Annotated in this window: 16 protein-coding genes; 15 read left to right on the forward strand and 1 reads right to left on the reverse strand. The window is 66.7% G+C overall.

The features are described from left to right. Positions 1-104: 104 nt before the first annotated feature. The 12 genes from GM676_RS20610 to GM676_RS20665 all read left to right on the forward strand — a co-directional run bounded on the left by GM676_RS20610 (position 105) and on the right by GM676_RS20665 (position 13,409). Positions 105-3,302: an O-linked N-acetylglucosamine transferase family protein gene (locus GM676_RS20610; RefSeq protein WP_155465767.1), complete on the forward strand. Its 3,198-nt coding sequence runs from the start codon at positions 105-107 to the stop codon at positions 3,300-3,302. A 17-nt stretch (positions 3,303-3,319) separates the two neighbouring features. Next, positions 3,320-3,736: a sugar 3,4-ketoisomerase gene (locus GM676_RS20615; RefSeq protein WP_155465768.1), complete on the forward strand. Its 417-nt coding sequence runs from the start codon at positions 3,320-3,322 to the stop codon at positions 3,734-3,736. 21 nt (positions 3,737-3,757) lie between these two features. Further along, entirely contained in the window at positions 3,758-4,864 is a 1,107-nt protein-coding gene (locus GM676_RS20620) for a DegT/DnrJ/EryC1/StrS family aminotransferase (RefSeq protein ID WP_155465769.1), read from the forward strand. A 10-nt stretch (positions 4,865-4,874) separates the two neighbouring features. Then, complete coding sequence (locus GM676_RS20625; protein ID WP_155465770.1) at positions 4,875-5,609, forward strand: N-acetyltransferase; 735 nt, start codon at positions 4,875-4,877, stop codon at positions 5,607-5,609. 20 nt (positions 5,610-5,629) lie between these two features. Next, positions 5,630-6,592, forward strand: a complete 963-nt coding sequence (locus GM676_RS20630) for a glycosyltransferase (protein WP_155465771.1) — start codon at positions 5,630-5,632, stop codon at positions 6,590-6,592. A 143-nt stretch (positions 6,593-6,735) separates the two neighbouring features. Further along, entirely contained in the window at positions 6,736-9,933 is a 3,198-nt protein-coding gene (locus tag GM676_RS20635) for an O-linked N-acetylglucosamine transferase family protein (RefSeq protein WP_155465772.1), read from the forward strand. Positions 9,934-9,993: 60 nt separating this feature from the next. After that, complete coding sequence (locus GM676_RS20640; RefSeq protein WP_155465773.1) at positions 9,994-10,629, forward strand: PI-PLC domain-containing protein; 636 nt, start codon at positions 9,994-9,996, stop codon at positions 10,627-10,629. After that, positions 10,616-11,251 (forward strand): HAD family hydrolase, encoded by a 636-nt coding sequence (locus GM676_RS20645; RefSeq protein ID WP_371866317.1) that lies wholly within the window; start codon positions 10,616-10,618, stop codon positions 11,249-11,251. The genes GM676_RS20640 and GM676_RS20645 overlap by 14 nt, the downstream gene beginning before the upstream one ends. Next, the gene (locus GM676_RS20650) at positions 11,244-11,987 is read left to right on the forward strand and encodes a glycosyltransferase family 2 protein (protein ID WP_155465774.1); all 744 of its coding nucleotides are present in this window, start codon (positions 11,244-11,246) and stop codon (positions 11,985-11,987) included. Before GM676_RS20645 ends, GM676_RS20650 begins: the two co-directional genes overlap by 8 nt. A gap of 8 nt (positions 11,988-11,995) precedes the next feature. After that, on the forward strand, positions 11,996-12,331 hold the full coding sequence (locus tag GM676_RS20655; protein ID WP_155465775.1) for a nuclear transport factor 2 family protein: 336 nt from the start codon (positions 11,996-11,998) through the stop codon (positions 12,329-12,331). 2 nt (positions 12,332-12,333) lie between these two features. Continuing rightward, positions 12,334-12,663: a hypothetical protein gene (locus GM676_RS20660; protein ID WP_155465776.1), complete on the forward strand. Its 330-nt coding sequence runs from the start codon at positions 12,334-12,336 to the stop codon at positions 12,661-12,663. Then, positions 12,660-13,409, forward strand: coding sequence for a glycosyltransferase family 2 protein (locus GM676_RS20665; RefSeq protein WP_155465777.1), 750 nt, complete (start codon positions 12,660-12,662; stop codon positions 13,407-13,409). The genes GM676_RS20660 and GM676_RS20665 overlap by 4 nt, the downstream gene beginning before the upstream one ends. A 1-nt stretch (position 13,410) precedes the next feature. Here the strand turns inward: GM676_RS20665 and GM676_RS20670 are convergent, their stop codons facing one another. Further along, on the reverse strand, positions 13,411-14,265 hold the full coding sequence (locus GM676_RS20670; RefSeq protein ID WP_155465778.1) for a hypothetical protein: 855 nt from the start codon (positions 14,263-14,265) through the stop codon (positions 13,411-13,413). A 107-nt stretch (positions 14,266-14,372) separates the two neighbouring features. Here GM676_RS20670 and rfbF point away from each other — a divergent pair, with 107 nt between their 5' ends. The 3 genes from rfbF to rfbH are packed head-to-tail and all read left to right on the forward strand — an operon-like array spanning position 14,373 to position 17,555. Next, positions 14,373-15,146 carry a glucose-1-phosphate cytidylyltransferase gene (gene rfbF / locus GM676_RS20675; RefSeq protein WP_155465779.1) on the forward strand — a complete coding sequence of 258 codons (774 nt, stop codon included), beginning with the start codon at positions 14,373-14,375 and terminating at the stop codon, positions 15,144-15,146. Beyond that, entirely contained in the window at positions 15,143-16,219 is a 1,077-nt protein-coding gene (gene rfbG, locus GM676_RS20680) for a CDP-glucose 4,6-dehydratase (RefSeq protein WP_155465796.1), read from the forward strand. Before rfbF ends, rfbG begins: the two co-directional genes overlap by 4 nt. A gap of 10 nt (positions 16,220-16,229) precedes the next feature. After that, the gene (gene rfbH / locus GM676_RS20685; RefSeq protein ID WP_155465780.1) at positions 16,230-17,555 is read left to right on the forward strand and encodes a lipopolysaccharide biosynthesis protein RfbH; all 1,326 of its coding nucleotides are present in this window, start codon (positions 16,230-16,232) and stop codon (positions 17,553-17,555) included. The last annotated feature ends 1 nt before the right edge of the window (position 17,556 follow it).

Raw genomic sequence — 17,556 nt, forward strand, 5'->3', positions numbered from 1 at the left:
GCAGTGGGGGTTTTACAGTCTTGCTCCTGAGCCAAAAGTTGCCCCGTAGCTGGCAACAAAAGGTATGATAGGGCCTACCTTTTTGTGCACTCCCAAGCTCAGCTATGACCGTACAAGCACCTGCCGCACCCAACCCCGCCGATAACAGCCCGCTGGGCACCGTGATGGCCATGGCCGTCAAGGGCGCCCTGTCGATCGCCGATCTGTTCAGCGCCGCCGCCGTCCTCCAGGAATCGGGCCAGCTGCCAGCCGCCATCGCCCTGTATCACGCCTGGATCGAGCACACGCCGTCGCCGCTGACCTACGCCGCCTGCTTCAATCTGGCGGTGATGCTGTCGCAATCGGGCGACGACGCGGCCGCCGAGGCGGTCCTGCGCAAGGCCATGGCGCTGAATCCGAATTTCATCGAGGCGCGCCTGAATCTCGGCACGCTGCTGGAGCGCAACAATCGCCCGGACGAGGCGCTGGCCATGTGGGAATCGATTCTGGCGCCCGGCATCGAGCCGGACATCAAGACCAATCCCACCCTGTACGTGCAAACGCTGAACAATCTCGGCCGCCTGCTGGAAATCCGCAAGCGCTATCCGGAGGCCGAAGCCATGCTGGCGCGCAGCCTGCACGTCGATCCGCAACAGTCGCATGTGATGACGCACTGGGTGCACCTGCGCCAGAAGCAGTGCAACTGGCCGGTGTACAGCGGCCTGGAGCACATTTCAGTCGCCACCATGATGGAAGGCACCTCGGCGCTGGCGATGCTGAGCGCCTCCGCCGACCCGGCCCAGCAGCTGGCCGCCGCGCGCCGCTTCGTGCACGAGAAGGTCAACGCCGCCGTGGCGCCGCTGACCGGCGCCCATGGCTATGGCCACAGCCGCCTGCGCATCGGCTATCTGTCGTCCGATTTCTGCTCGCACGCGGTGTCCATCCTCACCGCCGAGTTGTACGAGCTGCACGACCGCAACAAGTTCGAGGTCTACGCCTTCAGCTGGAGCCGCGAGGACGGCTCGCCGATCCGCGCCCGCGTGGTCAAGGCCATGGACCACTACATCCGCATCGACGCCCTGACCGACGAGCAGGCCGCCCGCACCATCCGCGCCCACGAGATCGATATCCTGGTCGACCTGCACGGCCTGACCCTGGGCGCGCGCCCGAACATCCTGGCCTACCGCCCGGCGCCGGTGCAGCTGACCTACCTCGGCTTCCCCGGCAGCACTGCGCTGCCCGGCGTCGATTACGTGCTGGCCGACGAGTTCCTGATCACGCCGGAAATGGCCGAGCACTTCACCGAGAAGCCGCTCTATCTCGATTGCTTCCAGATCAACGACCGCCAGCGCGCCATCGCGCCCAAGCCGACCCGCGCCTCGGTCAATCTGCCGGAGGATGCGTTTGTCTTTTGCTCGTTCAACAACAATTTCAAGTTCACGCCCGATCTGTTCGCGGTGTGGATGAATATCCTGCGCCGCGTGCCGAACAGCGTGCTGTGGCTGGTGGCCGATTATCCGGAAGTGCGCGAGAACCTGTGGCGCCACGCCGAGCAGGCCGGCATCGACCGCAAGCGCATTCTGTTCAACACCCGCGCGGTGCCGGCCGAGTACCTGGCGCGCTACCAGCTGGCCGACCTGTTCCTCGACACCTTCCCGTTCAACGCCGGCACCACCGCCAGCGATGCCCTGTGGGCCGGCCTGCCGCTGCTGACCTGCGCCGGCCAGACCTTCTCGTCGCGCATGGCCGGCAGCCTGCTGCGCGCGGTCGACCTGCCGCAGCTGATCACCTATAACTTCGCCGATTACGAGGAAAAGGCGGTGGCGCTGGCCAACGATCCGCAGCGCATCGCCGCCATGAAGCGCCAGCTGACCGCCAACCGCCTGACCTGCGCCCTGTTCGACAGCCCGCGCTTCGTGCGCAATCTGGAGCAGGTGCTGCAACAGGTGGCCAAGCCGGCCGCGCCGCGCCTGGCCGCGCCGCAGCACGCGGTCCATCCGTCCGAGCAGGCCCAGGCCGAGCCGGTGCGGATCGACCAGATTCCGGTGGTCACGGTGTCGTACAACTCGCCCGATTTGATCGAGGCGCTGCTGCGCACCTTCCGCCAGTTCTACAGCAACCGCGTGTACGTGATCGACGGCTCCAATCCGGACGTGGCCGAGCAGATCCGCGCCATCACCGACCGCCACGACAACGTCGAGTTCATCCCGTTCGGCTACAACATCCACCACGGCCCCGGCCTGGCGTGGGCGATCAACCACCTGGGCCTGTCGGGCGAGGTGCTGTTCCTCGATTCCGACGTCGAGATCATCCAGGGCGGCTTCCTGGAATCGCTGCACAGCGCACTGCGCCCGGGCATGTACGGCGTCGGCAGCATCCAGCCGGTGAACGAGGCCGGCTACGACCGCGCCGACGGCAATGTGCGCTACCTGCACCCGGCCTGCATGCTGACCAATATCGAGGTGGTGCGCCAGTGGCCGATGCCGATCAAGCACGGCGCGCCGATGATCGCCGCCATGCTGGCGATCCACCAGGCCGGCCAGCACCAGCTGATCGACAGCCTGGACTGGGTGAAGGAAGACTTCGCGCCCAAGCCGCCGAAACGCAATTACATCAAGCACGACTGGCAGGGCACGGTGATCCGCACCGGCGGCTACCACTACGACCTGCCGAGCGCCACCAGCACCGTCAACACCGACCTGCTGCAATTCGTGCCGCTGGAGGCGCGCAAGGTGGTCGAGGTGCATTGCCGCGACGGCGCCTTCGCCAAGGCCTACAAGGCGCGCAACGCCATCGTCAACTACACCGGCATCGAGGCCGATCCGGCGCCGGCCCAGGCCGCCCGCCTGCACTGCGATTTCGTCTTCAACGCCGACATCGAGCACGGCGGCTCGGACCTGTGGGACCACGTGCGCGGCGCCGATTGCTGGATCATGGACGAGGCGCTGGAACAGCTCAACGATCCGTGGGAGGTGCTGCGCAAGATCCGCACCAGCATCGCCCCCGGCGGCAAGCTGGTGATCACCATCCGCAACTTCCAGCACTGGAGCATCCAGGCCCGCCTCAACGCCGGCGACCTGCGCTACGGCGGCGCGCTGGAGAAGTCGCGCAAGCGCGTGTTCACCCGCGGCGCCCTGCTGGAGCTGCTGCAACAGTCGGGCTTCCAGATCAGCGGCGGCAGCGCCCGCATCACCGACGAGCCGGCGCGCGAGAAATACCTGCCGGCGATCCGCCTGATGGCCGGCGCCAGCGGCGTCGATCCGGTGGTGGCGGTGGAAGACGCCCTGCCTTGGCAATATATTGTGACGGCCGTGGCCGCCTAACCGGGAGCAAGCACACCATGATGGATCAATGCCGGCTGATCGACCTGCCCAAGCACCACGACCCCCGCGGCAACCTGTCGGTGATCGAGGGCGGCATCCATGTGCCGTTCGACATCGCCCGCGTGTACTACCTGTACGACGTGCCGGGCGGCTCGTCGCGCGCCGGCCATGGCCACATCGAGCTGCAACAGCTGTTCATCGCCATGTCGGGCAGCTTTGACGTCATCGTCGACGATGGCTACCAGCGCAAGAAATTCCAGCTGAACCGGTCCTACTACGGCCTGTACGTGCCGGGCATGATGTGGCGCGAGGTCGAGAACTTCTCGTCCGGCGGCGTGTGCCTGGTGCTGGCCTCGACCAAGTACGATCCGCACGACTACTATCACGACTACGACGAGTTCGTCGCGGCCGCGCACCAGCACAAGCAGAAATAACACCACTTAAGCGAGTACCCCATGAGCGTCCCCTTCCTCGACCTGAAAGCCATCAATCTGTCGCAAGCCGACGAGCTGGAGGCCGCCTTCAAGCGCGTGCTGCACTCGGGCTGGTACATCCTGGGCGCGGAGACGTCGGCCTTCGAGGCCAACTTCGCCGCCTACTGCGACAGCCAGCACGGCATCGGCGTGGCCAATGGCCTGGACGCCATCTTCATGATCCTGAAAGCCTACGGCATCGGCCCCGGCGACGAGGTGATCGTGCCGTCCAACACCTTCATCGCCACCTGGCTGGCGGTCAGCGACTGCGGCGCCACGCCGATTCCGGTGGAACCGGCGCCGGACAGCTTCAACATCGATCCGGCCCGCGTGGAGGCGGCCATCACGGCGCGCACCAAGGCCATCCTGGTGGTCCACCTGTACGGCCAGACCGCCGACATGGACCCGCTCAAGGCGCTGGCGGCCAAGCACGGCCTCAAGCTGATCGAGGATGCGGCCCAGGCCCACGGCGCGCGCTACCGCGGCGGCGTGGCCGGCCAGTTGGGCGATGCGGCCGCGTTCAGCTTCTATCCGGGCAAGAACCTGGGCGCGCTGGGCGACGGCGGCGCCGTCACCACCAACGACGCCGCGCTGGCCGAACGCATCCGCACGCTGCGCAACTACGGTTCCAAGGTCAAGTATTACAACGAGGTGCCGGGCTATAACTCGCGCCTGGACGAGGTGCAGTCGGCGCTGCTGAACGTCAAGCTGCCCAAGCTGGACAGCGACAACGCGCGCCGCCGCGCCATCGCCGCCATCTACGCGCGCGAGCTGGCCGGCGTGCCGGGCCTGGCGCTGCCGCAGGTGCCGGAGTGGGCCGAGCCGGTGTGGCATGTGTACGTGATCCGCCACGCCCGCCGCGACGAGCTGGCCAAGGCGCTGGCCGGGCAGGGCATCGGCACCATCGTGCACTACCCGGTGCCGCCGCACCTGCAACCGGCGTACGCCGACCTGGGCTACAAACAGGGCGACTTCCCGCTGGCCGAAGCCATTCACCGCGAAGTGCTGAGCCTGCCGATGGGCCCGACCATGAGCGACGCCGACGCGCTGGAAGTGGTGGCGGCCGTGCGCAAGTTCTGCGGCGCCTGAGGAAGCCATCATGATCCATCCCAGCGCCATCGTCTCGCCGCACGCGCGGCTGGGCGCCAACGTCAGCGTCGGCCCGTTCACCATCATCCATGACAACGTGGAGATCGGCGACCACTCGGTGATCGACGGCTATTGCGAAATCGGCTACCCGACCCCGCTGGCCGACGGCCTGCCGCTGGTGATCGGCGCCGGCGCGCGCATCCGCTCGCATTCGGTGTTTTATGCGGGCTCGCGCTTCGGCGACAAGCTGGTCACCGGCCACCGCGTGGTGGTGCGCGAGAAAACCGTGGCCGGCGTGGCCTTCCAGATCGGCACCATGAACGATATCCAGGGCGACTGCGAAATCGGCGACTATGTGCGCTGCCAGTCGAACGTGTTCATCGGCAAGATGTCCAAGGTCGGCAACTTCGTCTGGCTGCTGCCCTACGTGGTGCTGACCAACGACCCGCACCCGCCCAGCAACGTGCTGGTTGGCGCCACCATCGGCGACTACGCGGCGATCGCCGCCATGTCGGTGATCCTGCCCGGCGTCAAGGTCGGCGAACGGGCGCTGGTGGCGGCCCACAGCAAGGTGCACCGCGACGTCGAACCGCACACGGTGGTGGCCGGCAATCCGGCGCGCTATCTGTGCGATGCCAGCAAGATCCGCCTCAAGGACGGCAGCGACCAGTCGGCCTATCCGTGGACCCGCCACTTCCACCGCGGCTATCCGGCCGACGTGGTGGCCGGCTGGAACACTCCCTAACCATATCGCCCCGCTCTCCGATGAAAATTACCACGGTCATCCCCGCGTATAAACCCAAGTACCTGATGGAACTGCTGGCCGCGCTGGCGCAGCAGACCGAAGCGCCCGAGCGCATCATTTTTTCCGACGACAGCCCGGACCAGAGCTTCATCGCCATGCTGGAATCGGAGCCGGTGAAGTCGCTGATCGCGCATTTGAACGTCAGCACCATCGTCGGCCCGCGCCGCGGCGCCCACGCCAACTGGGCGCACTGCATCGAGGCCTGGGGCGGCGAGACCGAGCTGTTGCACATCCTGTGCGACGACGACATCATCTACCCGCACTTTTACGCGCGCCACCGCCAGGCCCACATGTCGGGCTATTTCAGCTCGACCATCAGCCGCCGCTGGTACGCCAACGAGATGGGCCAGCCGGTGCGCCACAGCCTGAATCTGCCGGAAGCGGTGGACAACCACCCGCAGCGCCTGATTTCGCTGGACGCCAACGCGCTGTTCGTCAGCACCGTCGGCCGCGCCGCCAACTGGCTGGGCGAGGTGTCCAACACCGTGATGCGGGCCGATGTGGCCGATGTGATCGTCAAGCGCCAGGTGGACGGCATCGCCATCAGCGGGCTGGAGGATCTGGGCGCGTTCATCTGCGGCGCGCATGCGCATCCGATGTGCTTCATCAACGAGCACCTGGGCTTCTTCCGCCAGAGCGCCAACCAGAACTCGGCGGTGAGCACCTCGGCCGCGATGAAGTGCGCCATCATGAGCTATCTCGGCCTGGCGCTGATTGGCTTGCGTCGCGGGCTGATCAACCAGGAGCAGGCGCAGTTCTGCTTCAACGCGGTGGGCAGCAATGTGCTGTGGCACTACCGCAACGAGGCCGATACCGAGGCGATCCGCGCGGTGCTGCCGGCCCTGATGGCCGGCGAACCGGGCGCCGATACGCCGTTCCTGGCCGCATGGCATGATTTCGTCGCCGCCCACGGCCTGTTCTAAGAGGTCGTTTCAAAAAGCCCGCGGCTTCGTTGCGGCTCCTTGCCGTGCAGGCGCACTGTCTTCGTCGCCACGCCTCGCCGCGTGCATTTTGAAACAACCTCTAAGCGGTTGTGTCTGGCGCGAAATGCGCCCACAATAGGTGTATGAGCCACAGCGTCCCCAGCGATCCGTCGCCCTTGCAGGAACTGAACCGGGCCCTGGCCGCCAATGAACTGGCGCGCGCCAGCACGCTGGCGTTCGCGCTGGCGCGGCAGGGCGAGTTGCCGATTGTCGAACTGTTCGGCCTGGCCGGCCTGCTGGGCCAGGCGGGCGACGCCGCCCGCGCCGCCGAGCTGTACCACCTGTGGCTGCGCTGCACCGACACCCCGCTGCTGTACGCCGGCTGGTACAACCTGGCGGTGCTGCAAATGCAGAATGGCGACCAGCGCGAAGCCGAACCGTCGCTGCGCGCGGCGCTGGCCATCAAGCCCGATTTCCTCGATGCCCGCGTGGCGCTGGGCGCCTTGCAGGAGCGCCTGCAACAGCCCGATGCCGCGCTGGCCACCTGGCGCGCGGCCCTGGCGCAAATCGATCCCGAACTGCCGGCCAGCCGGCCGCAGCAGCTGCAAGCGCTCAACCACCTGGGCCGCCTGGCTGCCGCGCGCCATCTGTACGGCGAGGCCGAGGAAGCCTTGTCGCGCAGTCTGCTGCTCGATCCGCGCCAGCCGGCGGTGATGGCGCAGTGGCTGCGCCTGCGCCAGCAGCAATGCGCGTGGCCGGTGGTGGCGCCGCCGCCGGGCGTGCGCGAGAGCGATCTGGCCGAGGCCGCCTCGCCGGCCGCCACCGTGGACGCCAGCGACGATCCCGAACAACACCTGGCCGCCGCGCGCCGCCACAGCGTCAACCAGGCGGCCGCGCCGGCGCCGCTGGCCGGTCCGCACGGCTACGGCCACCAGCGCTTGCGCATCGGCTACCTGTGCGCCGACTTCAACGCCGAAGGCATCGCCCGCCTGCGCGCCGGCCTCTACCGCTTGCACGACCGCGACCGCTTCGAAATTTACGGCTTCAGCTGGCGCCCCCCGGTCCCGCCCGGCTCGCCCACCGCCCCGCCGAACGCGACAACGGCGGCCACGCCGGGCGGCGACACTGCGCCCGCGTCTGATGCGTCCTCGTCTGGTGCGTCCTCACCTAGTGCGTCCTCGCCTGGTGCGTCCTCGCCTGGCGCATCCTCATCTGATGCGTCCTCGTGTGCTGCATCCTCATCGAACGCGCCACCGTTTCGCACGCGTTCATCTCGCGCGGCATCGGCGGCCACGGGCGCCGGGGCCGCGCGGGGCATATCGCCTGCCGCCTTGTCGAACGCGGCAGCGCGCGCCCTGGCTGGCGCCGCCGCCCGCACAGCGACATTGCCGCCAGTCGCCGTAGCCGGCCTCGACCACCACATCGACCTGGCCGGCATGGGCGACGTGCAGGCCGCGCAAACGCTGCGCGCCCACGACATCGACATCCTGATCGACCTGCACGGCCTGGACGAAGACAGCCGCCCCGGCATCGTGGCCCAGCGCCCCGCCCCGGTGCAGATCGCCTGGCCCGGCTTGCCCGCCACCAGCGCCATGGCCGCCATCGATCATGTCCTGGCGGACGCTTTTGTGCTCCCGCCCACGCTGGCGCCGCACTTCACCGAACGCCCGCTCTACCTGCCGCACTGCGCCCACCCGAACGCCCGCCTCGACCACGACGACGCGCCGCCGCTGACCCGCGCCGACTGCGGCCTGCCGGCCGACGCCATGGTGTTCTGCTGCTTCAACCCGCAGCAGCAGATCACGCCGGAACAGTTCGCCAGCTGGATGCGTATTTTGCAAGCCGTGCCGGGCAGCGTGCTGTGGCTGAGCGCCGACAGCGAGCCAGTGCGCGACAACCTGCGCCTGGCCGCGCTGCGCCACGGCGTGCACAGCGCCGCCCTGGTGTTCGCCGCGCCGGCCACGCCAGCCGTCACGCTGGCCCGCTGCCGCCTGGCCGACCTCTACCTCGACACCGCCCCGCACAGCGGCAGCATCGGCGCCAGCGACGCGCTATGGGCCGGCCTGCCGGTGCTGACCCGCGCCGGCCAGAGCTACGCCAGCCGCGGCGCCGGCAGCCTGCTGCACGCGGCCGGCCTGCCGGAACTGGTGGCCGACAGCGAACGCAGCTACGAAGAAACCGCCGCACGCCTGGCCGCCAAGCCCAAAGAACTGGCACGCCTGCGCACCCGCCTGTCTCGCAAACGCAACAGCAACGCCCTGTTCGACGCCGAATCGCAAGTACGCGCGCTGGAACAGCTCTACCTGCAAGTCGCGCGCCCGCTGCCAGCCGCTCTCGCCAGCAGCCACGGCAACGACAACGGTGCCCAGCCCGGCACCCGCCGCGGCAAGCGCGCCACGCCGCCGCGCGGCAAACGCGATCCGGGCGTGGCCATGGTCAGCATCCTGATCGCCGCCAACGCCGCCGCCCCCGACGCACTGGAGGAAACCGTGCGCAGCGCGCTGGAGCAGGACTACGGCCACTTCGAAATCATCGTCAGCGACAGCAGCGCCGACGACACCTGCCAGCGCCGCCTGGCTCCGCTGCTGCGCCGCCATTCACAACTGCGCTACCATCGTGCCCACGACATGGCGCCGGCCGACAACCTCGACCACTGCCTGGCCCTGGCGCTGGGCGAATACGTGGCCGTGGCCGCCCCCGGCGAATGCCTGCAAGCCGACAAGCTCAGCCGCATGGCGGCCTGCTATCAGAACTACCCGGCACTGGGCCTGGTCGCCTGCTGGCGCCCGCCGCGCGCCGACGGCCAGCCCCTGCAACCCGCCGCGCCGCTGCTGACGGCCGACAGCGCGGTCGGCGGCGCCTCGCTGGCCGCCCTGCTGCTGACCGACGAACACAGCGTCGGCGGCGCCTTGTGCGAACCCGCCGCCCTGCTGCTGCGCCGCACCGACCTGGGCGCCGGCTTCGGCCATTATCAGGGCAAGCGCTACACCCGTCTGCCCGGCATTGCCACCCTACTGGCCAGCCTCAACGGCCGCGACTGCGCCTACATCGCCGCGCCGCTGTCGCACTATCCGCGCACCACGGCCGAGGCGGCCGCCACGCCCGCCATCGATGAGCAACTCGACCTGGCGCTGGAACGCCTGTACCTGTTGTACGAGGCCCACACGCGCCAGCATTACCTGCCCGACAACGCCCGCTACAAAGCCCTGCTGGCCCAGCGCCTGCAAGCGCTGTCGGCGCTGGCCACGGCCCACCACGCCACGCTGGCGGCGGCCCCGCTGGCGCGCCGCGAAGCCATCCAGCAGGCGCTGCGGCAGGGCTACCACCTGCTGCTCGAATAGTGCCGCAGGGAAGCAAACCGGGTACAATCACAAGCTCTTCTTCTGCTCCAACACGCAAGCATGAAAATAGTCGCGCACCGGGGATACTGGCTCCAGGATCAGGAAAAAAACTCACTGGCGGCGTTTGAACGCGCGCTGGAAGGCGGCTTCGGCATCGAGACCGATTTGCGCGACAGCGGCCGCGACGTCGTCATCTCGCACGACATGCCGGGAGGCGGCGAAATGACGCTGGACGCCTTCCTGGCCTTGTGCGCGCGCTACCCGGCCAGCCGGCCGCTGGCGCTCAACATCAAGGCCGACGGCCTGCAAGCACCGGTCGCCGCCGCGCTGGCCGCGCACCACACCGCCGACGCCTTCGTGTTCGACATGGCCGTGCCGGACGCCCTGGGCTACCTGCAACGCGGGCTGACGACCTACACCCGCCACAGCGAATACGAAACCGCGCCGTCCTTCATCGAGCGCGCCGCCGGCGTCTGGCTGGACGCCTTCCATGGCGAGTGGTACGAGACCAGCCACATCACGCACTGGCTGGAACAGGGCAAGCAAGTCTGCATCGTCTCGCCCGAGCTGCACCGCCGCCCGCACCTGGCGCTGTGGCAGCGCCTGCGCGACGCCGGCCTGCACCGCCACGCCGCGCTCAGCCTGTGCACCGATTTCCCCCAAGCCGCAAAGGATTTTTTCCGTGACCAAGATTAAAGCCATCATCTTCGATATGGATGGCGTGCTGATCGATGCCAAGGAATGGCACTTCGAGGCGCTCAACCGCGCCCTGACGCTGTTCGGCATGGCCATCAGCCGCTACGACCACCTGGTCACCTACGACGGCCTGCCGACCAAGACCAAGCTGCGCATGCTGTCGATGGAGCGCGGCCTGCCGGAAGCGCTGCACGGCTTCATCAACGAGATGAAGCAGATCTACACCATGGAAGTGATCTACGCCAAGTGCAAGCCGGTGTTCCAGCACCAGTTCGCGCTGTCGCGCCTGAAGGCCGAGGGCTACCGCATGGCGGTGTGCTCCAACTCGATCCGCAACACCATCGCCATGATGATGGAGCGCGCCGAGCTGCTGCCCTTCCTCGACTTTTTCCTGTCCAACGAAGACGTGAGCGCGCCCAAGCCGGCGCCGGACATGTACCTGAAAGCCATCGAACGCATGGGCCTGCAACCGACGGAATGCCTGATCGTCGAAGACAATCCGAACGGCATCAAGGCCGCGCGCGACTCCGGCGCCCACGTGCTGTGCGTGCACGACGTGCGCGAAGTCAACTACGCCAACATCACGCAGACCATCGCCGGACTGGAGGCCAAGCATGCTTAACATCATCGTTCCACTGAGCGTGCCGTCGATGTTCTTCGAGGGCGCCGACTTCCCGTTCCCGAAACCGCTGATCGAGATCGCCGGCAAGCCGATGATCCAGTACCTGATCGAGAACCTCGGCACCATCACCGAGGAAAAGCGCTTCATCTTCATCCTGCGCGACGAGGATTGCAGCCGCTACCACCTGGACAGCACGGTGCGCCTGCTGGCCGGCGGCGACACCGTCATCATCCGCCTGACCCATCCGACCCAGGGCGCCGCCTGTAGCGCGCTGCTGGCGATCGACTACATCGGCGCCGATGAACCGCTGGTGATCGTCAACGCCGACCAGGTGTTCGAGGTCGACCTCAACGATTACCTGGCGCAGTTCCGCGCGCGCGGCAGCGACGCCGGCGCCCTGACCTTCGACTCGGTGCACCCGCGCTGGTCCTACGCCCGCCTGGAGAACGGCGACAACATCGTCGAGACCGCCGAGAAGCACCCGGTCAGCCGCCACGCCATCGCCGGCTTCTACTACTTCGCGCGCGGCGCCGATTTCGTGCTGGCGGCCCAGCATTCGATCCGCAAGAACACCAGCGTCGACGATGTGTTCTACATCGCGCCGGTGCTGAACGAACTGATCCTGCTGAACCGCAAGCTGACCGCGCTGCAAGTGCCGAACGCGTCCTATCACACCTTCTATTCGCCGAAGAAAATCGAGGAATACGAAGCCGCGCTGCACCGCCAACCCAAATGAATTGAACCATGAGCAAAGCACTGACCGAAGCCTATATCCGCGCCTTTGACGCGCGCGACCTGAACGCCGTGGGCGCCCTGCTGACCGATGATTTTTCGCTGGAAGACCCGGTGGTCAAGCGCATCGAGGGCAAGGCCGCCGCGCTGGCCATGATGAAGGGCATGTTTGAAGGCTGCAAGGCGCTGTCCTTCCGCGCCAAAAACATCTACGTCGACGGCGCCACCACCCTGATCGAGTTCACGCTCGACATCGACGCCACCCACCTGGAAGGGGTCGACATCATCGAATGGCAGGGCGACCGGATGCGCGCCCTGCGCGCCTACCTCGACATTCCAAAGGGCTGAGCATGGAACGCTACAAACTGGAAGACATGACGCGCGGCTGGTTCGTCGGCGATTTCACGCCGACCGTGCTGGCCACCCGCGCGGCCGAAGTCGGCATCAAGCATTACCGCGCCGGCGACCGCGAGGCGCGCCACTACCACAAGATCGCGCAGGAAATCACCGTGATCCAGAGCGGCCGCGTGCAGATGAACGGCGTCGAATACGCCAGCGGCGACATCATCGTCATCAACCCGATGGAGTCGACCGACTTCGTGGTGCTGGAAGACACCGTCACCGTGGTGGTCAAGGTGCCGGGCGCGGTGGACGACAAATACCTGGGAGAAGCGCCATGATCCATATCGTCGTGCCGATGGCCGGCCACGGCAGCCGCTTCGCCAAGGCGGGCTACACCGATCCCAAGCCGCTGATTCCGATCGGCGGGCGCCCGATGATCGAGGTGGTGATCGACAATCTGCGGCCGAGCCAGCCGCACCGCTTCATCTTCGTCTGCCAGCAGGCGCACCTGGAGCAGTACGGCCTGGGCGCGCGGCTGGAGGCGATCGCGCCCGGCTGCGCCATCGTGCCGGTGTCGCAGGTGACCGAAGGCGCGGCTTGCACCGTGCTGCTGACGCGCGATCTGATCGACAACGACACGCCGCTGATGATCGCCAACTGCGACCAGTACATCGACATCGATATCGACGACTACCTGGCGGTGATGGAAGCGCAGCGGCTGGACGGCCTGATCATGACCATGAGCGCCGACCACCCGAAATGGTCGTACGTGCGCTTCAATGCCGACGGCGCGATCGTGGAGGTGGTGGAAAAGCAGGTGGTCTCGGACGAGGCCACGGTGGGCATCTACAACTACGCGCGCGGCAGCGATTTCGTCGCCGCCGCCGACGCCATGATCGCCAACGACGAGCGCGTCAACGGCGAGTTCTACGTGGCGCCGGCCTACAACGGCATGATCGCCAAGGGCAGCAGGCTGGGCTTCTACAACATCGGCAGCGACCGCGCCGGCATGTACGGCCTGGGCGTGCCGGAAGACCTCGACTTCTTCCTGGCCCATCCGCTGGGCCAGGCCTTGTCCGCGTGATTTAAAGGGCGGTGGGCGGCTTGATCCGCTCGTTCTTGCCCGAGGCGCCCGGCGCGATCTGCGCCAGCAGCTGCGCCACCGTCAGGCCCGGCCCCATGGTCATCACGGTGCCGAACGAGCGCGTGGCCTGCAACGCCGGGTTGATCTCCTGGAAGTGGCGCGGCAGGCCGCGCCAGATCACCGTGTCGTGCACCATGCGGTTCATGCAAATGATGTTGCCCACCACGCCCTGCTCCTGCAAGGCGAAGAAGGCCATGGTGTGGTCGATATGCGACGACACATGGTAAGCCTCGCCGGCGCGGCTGCGTTCGTACAAGCCGGTGTAGATGGCGTCCAGCACCCCCACCTCGCCCAGCAGCATGAAGTCCGGGGTCGAGAACATATTCTTCACGTCGCAGTACTCGACCATGATGTCGCCCGAGTGGCGGCGGATCTGCGTCACGTGCTGGTCGATCACGCCCTGATGCACGGTGACGTCGGCGCGCACGCGGTACACGATGGCGTCGTCGCCCAGGCCGGCGCGCACGGCGCGGATGCCGGCCAGCGCGGCGTAGTACAGCTTCTCTTTGTTATTGCCGATCACCTTGCCGAAGAAGGTGCTGTCGGTGTTCAGGCGGTGTTGGTCCGACACCACCAGGAAGTCGAACAGCGCGGCGTTTTCGCGCAGCCATTCGCCGTCTTCCTCCCAGCCGCTGTAGGCGATCTTGAAGCCCAGCGCGCGGAAGGCGATGGCCATCAAACGGATGCCGGGACGGGCATCGTAGGCCACGTGTGGATAGAACAGTTCGTCCGGGTAGGCAGGCCGTTCTTCCAATACCGCCGGGCCGTGCATCAACAGGACTTTTTCAATGGCCATCTCCGTTACTCCCAAGATATAGTGAACAGAGTATAGCGGAAACAAGGGCCAAAACGGTCTTGCTTTTCGGTTAGAATGCAACTGCACACATCATATTCGGAGATAGCATGAAGGCAGTCATTTTGGCCGGTGGCTTGGGTACGCGATTGAGCGAGGAAACCACGGTGAAGCCCAAGCCCATGGTCGAGGTGGGCGGCAAGCCCGTGCTGTGGCACATCCTGAAGAGCTACTCGGTCCACGGCATCAACGACTTCGTCATCTGCTGCGGCTACCGCGGCTATGTGATCAAGGAATTCTTCGCCAACTATTTCCTGCACACGTCGGACGTCACCTTCGATCTGCAAAAGAACAGCATGGAGGTGCACGAGCGCTTTGCCGAGCCGTGGAAAGTCACGCTGGTCGACACCGGCGCCGACACCCTGACCGGCGGCCGCCTCAAGCGCGTGCGCCGCTACCTCGAAGACGACGAAGCCTTCTGCTTCACCTACGGCGACGGCCTGTCCGACCTCGACATCGGCGCCACGCTGGCCTTCCATAAACAACACGACAAGCTGGCCACCATGACCGCGGTGCGGCCGCCGGGCCGCTTCGGCGCGGTCGATATCGATGGCCAGGTCATCACCAGCTTCAAGGAAAAACCGCAGGGCGACGGCGCCTGGGTCAACGGCGGCTACTTCGTGCTGTCGCCGAAGGTGATCGACTACATCGCCGACGACAGCACCACCTGGGAAAAGGAACCGATGGAAACCCTGGCCGCCGAAGGCCAGATGGACGCCTTCCTGCACCACGGCTTCTGGCAGCCGATGGACACCCTGCGCGACCGCATCCTGCTGGAAGACCTGTGGCAAAACGGCAAGGCGCCGTGGAAGAAGTGGCCATGACGCCATCGTTCTGGCACGGCAAGCGGGTATTCCTGACCGGCCACACGGGGTTCAAAGGCAGCTGGCTCAGCCTGTGGCTGCAACAGCTGGGCGCGCACGTGACCGGTTACGCGCTGCCGGCGCCAAGCCAGCCCAGCCTGTTCGAGGCGGCGCGGGTCGGCGACGGCATGAGCTCCATCACCGGCGATATCCGCGACGGCGCCGCCCTGCGGCAAGCCATGCAGGAGGCCCGGCCGGAGATCGTCATCCACATGGCGGCGCAGGCGCTGGTGCGCTATTCCTACGCCCATCCGGTCGAGACCTACGCCACCAACGTCATGGGGCTGGTCAACCTGTTTGAAGCGGTGCGCGCCACGCCCGGCATCAAGGCGGTGGTCAACGTCACCAGCGACAAGTGCTACGAGAACAAGGAATGGGCCTGGGGCTACCGCGAGAACGAAGCCTTCGGCGGCTACGACCCGTACAGCAACAGCAAGGCCTGCGCCGAGCTGGTGACGGCCGGCTACCGCTCGTCCTTCTTCAATCCGGAACAGTACGCCGAGCATGGCGTGGCGCTGGCCTCGGGCCGCGCCGGCAATGTGATCGGCGGCGGCGACTGGGCCGGGGACCGCCTGATCCCCGACATGGTGCGCGCCATCGGCGCCGGCAAGCCGGTGCGCATCCGCAGCCCGCACGCGATCCGCCCGTGGCAGCACGTGCTGGAACCGCTGTCGGGCTACCTGACCCTGGCCGAGCACCTGGTCCGGCACGGCGCGCAGTATGCCGAAGGCTTCAACTTCGGCCCGCACGACATCGACGCCCGCCCGGTCGAGTGGATCATCGAACGCCTGTGCCAGAGCTGGGGCGAGGGCGCGGCGTGGGAGCTGGACGCCGCCCCGCAACCGCACGAGGCGCACTACCTCAAGCTGGACTGTTCCAAGGCGCGCGCGCGCCTGCACTGGCAGCCGCGCTGGCATCTGGGACACACCATCGACATGATCGTCGCCTGGCACAAGGCGCACGCGGCGGGCGCCGACATGCGCGCGCTGACGCTGGCACAAATCAACACCTATCAAAACACCGCATACATCTAAGGCAGCAATCATGAGTGAAGTACAAAGCAAGGAACAACTCCGCGAACAGATCATCAAGCTGGTGGGCCAGTACGGTGCGCTGGCCAGCGTGCCGAAGGCCTTCGAGCCGGGCGTGACTGTGATCCCGCCGGCCGGCAAGGTGGTGGGCGCGCCGGAAATGGAACTGATGGTCGAGGCCTCGCTGGACGCCTGGCTGACCACCGGCCGCTTCAACGACCAGTTCGAAGCCAGGCTGGCCAAGCTGATCGGCGTGAACTTCCTGATCACCGTCAACTCGGGCTCCTCGGCCAATCTGGTGGCCTTCAACACCCTGACCTCGCCGAAACTGGGGGCGCGCGCGATCCAGCCGGGCGACGAGGTGATCGGCGTGGCGGCCGGCTTCCCGACCACCGTCAACCCCATCATCCAGTTCGGCGCGGTGCCGGTCTTCGTGGACGTGGAGCTGGGCACCTACAACATCGACGTCACCAAGCTGGAAGCGGCCATCTCGCCCAAGACCAAGGCCATCATGCTGGCCCACACCCTGGGCAACCCGTACAACCTGGACGCCATCACCGCCATCTGCAAGAAATACAATCTGTGGCTGGTGGAGGACTGCTGCGACGCGCTGGGCTCGACCTACAAGGGCAAGATGGTGGGCACCTTCGGCGACATCGGCACCATGTCGTTCTACCCGGCCCACCACATCACCATGGGCGAGGGCGGCGCGGTGTTTACCAACCATCCGGAACTGAAGATGATCGCCGAGTCGTTCCGCGACTGGGGCCGCGACTGCTACTGCCCGCCGGGCAAGGACAACACCTGCGGCAAGCGCTTCTGCTGGAAGCTGGGCACGCTGCCGGAAGGCTACGATCACAAGTACACCTACAGCCACCTCGGCTACAACCTGAAGATCACCGACATGCAGGCGGCCTGCGGCCTGGCCCAGATCGACCGCGCGCACGACTTCATCCAGGCCCGCAAGGACAACTTCGCCTACCTGAAGCAACGCCTGCAATCGTGCGCCGAGTTCCTGATCCTGCCGGAGGCCACCGAAGGCTCGGACCCGTCGTGGTTCGGTTTCCCGATGACCCTCAAGCCGGAGGCCAATGTCTCGCGCGTCGACCTGCTGACCTATCTGGACCAGCACAAGATCGGCACCCGCCTGCTGTTCGCCGGCAACCTGATCCGCCAGCCCTACATGCAGGGCCGCACCTACCGCGTCTCGGGCGAGTTGACCAACACCGACCGCGTGATGAACGACACCTTCTGGATCGGCGTGTTCCCGGGCCTGACGCGCGAGATGCTGGACTTCGCGGTGACCAAGCTGGAAGAATTCTTCGGGGTCGGCTTCTGAA

The sequence above is a fragment of the Duganella radicis genome (assembly GCF_009720825.1).
GTDB classification, from domain to species: domain Bacteria; phylum Pseudomonadota; class Gammaproteobacteria; order Burkholderiales; family Burkholderiaceae_D; genus Rugamonas; species Rugamonas radicis.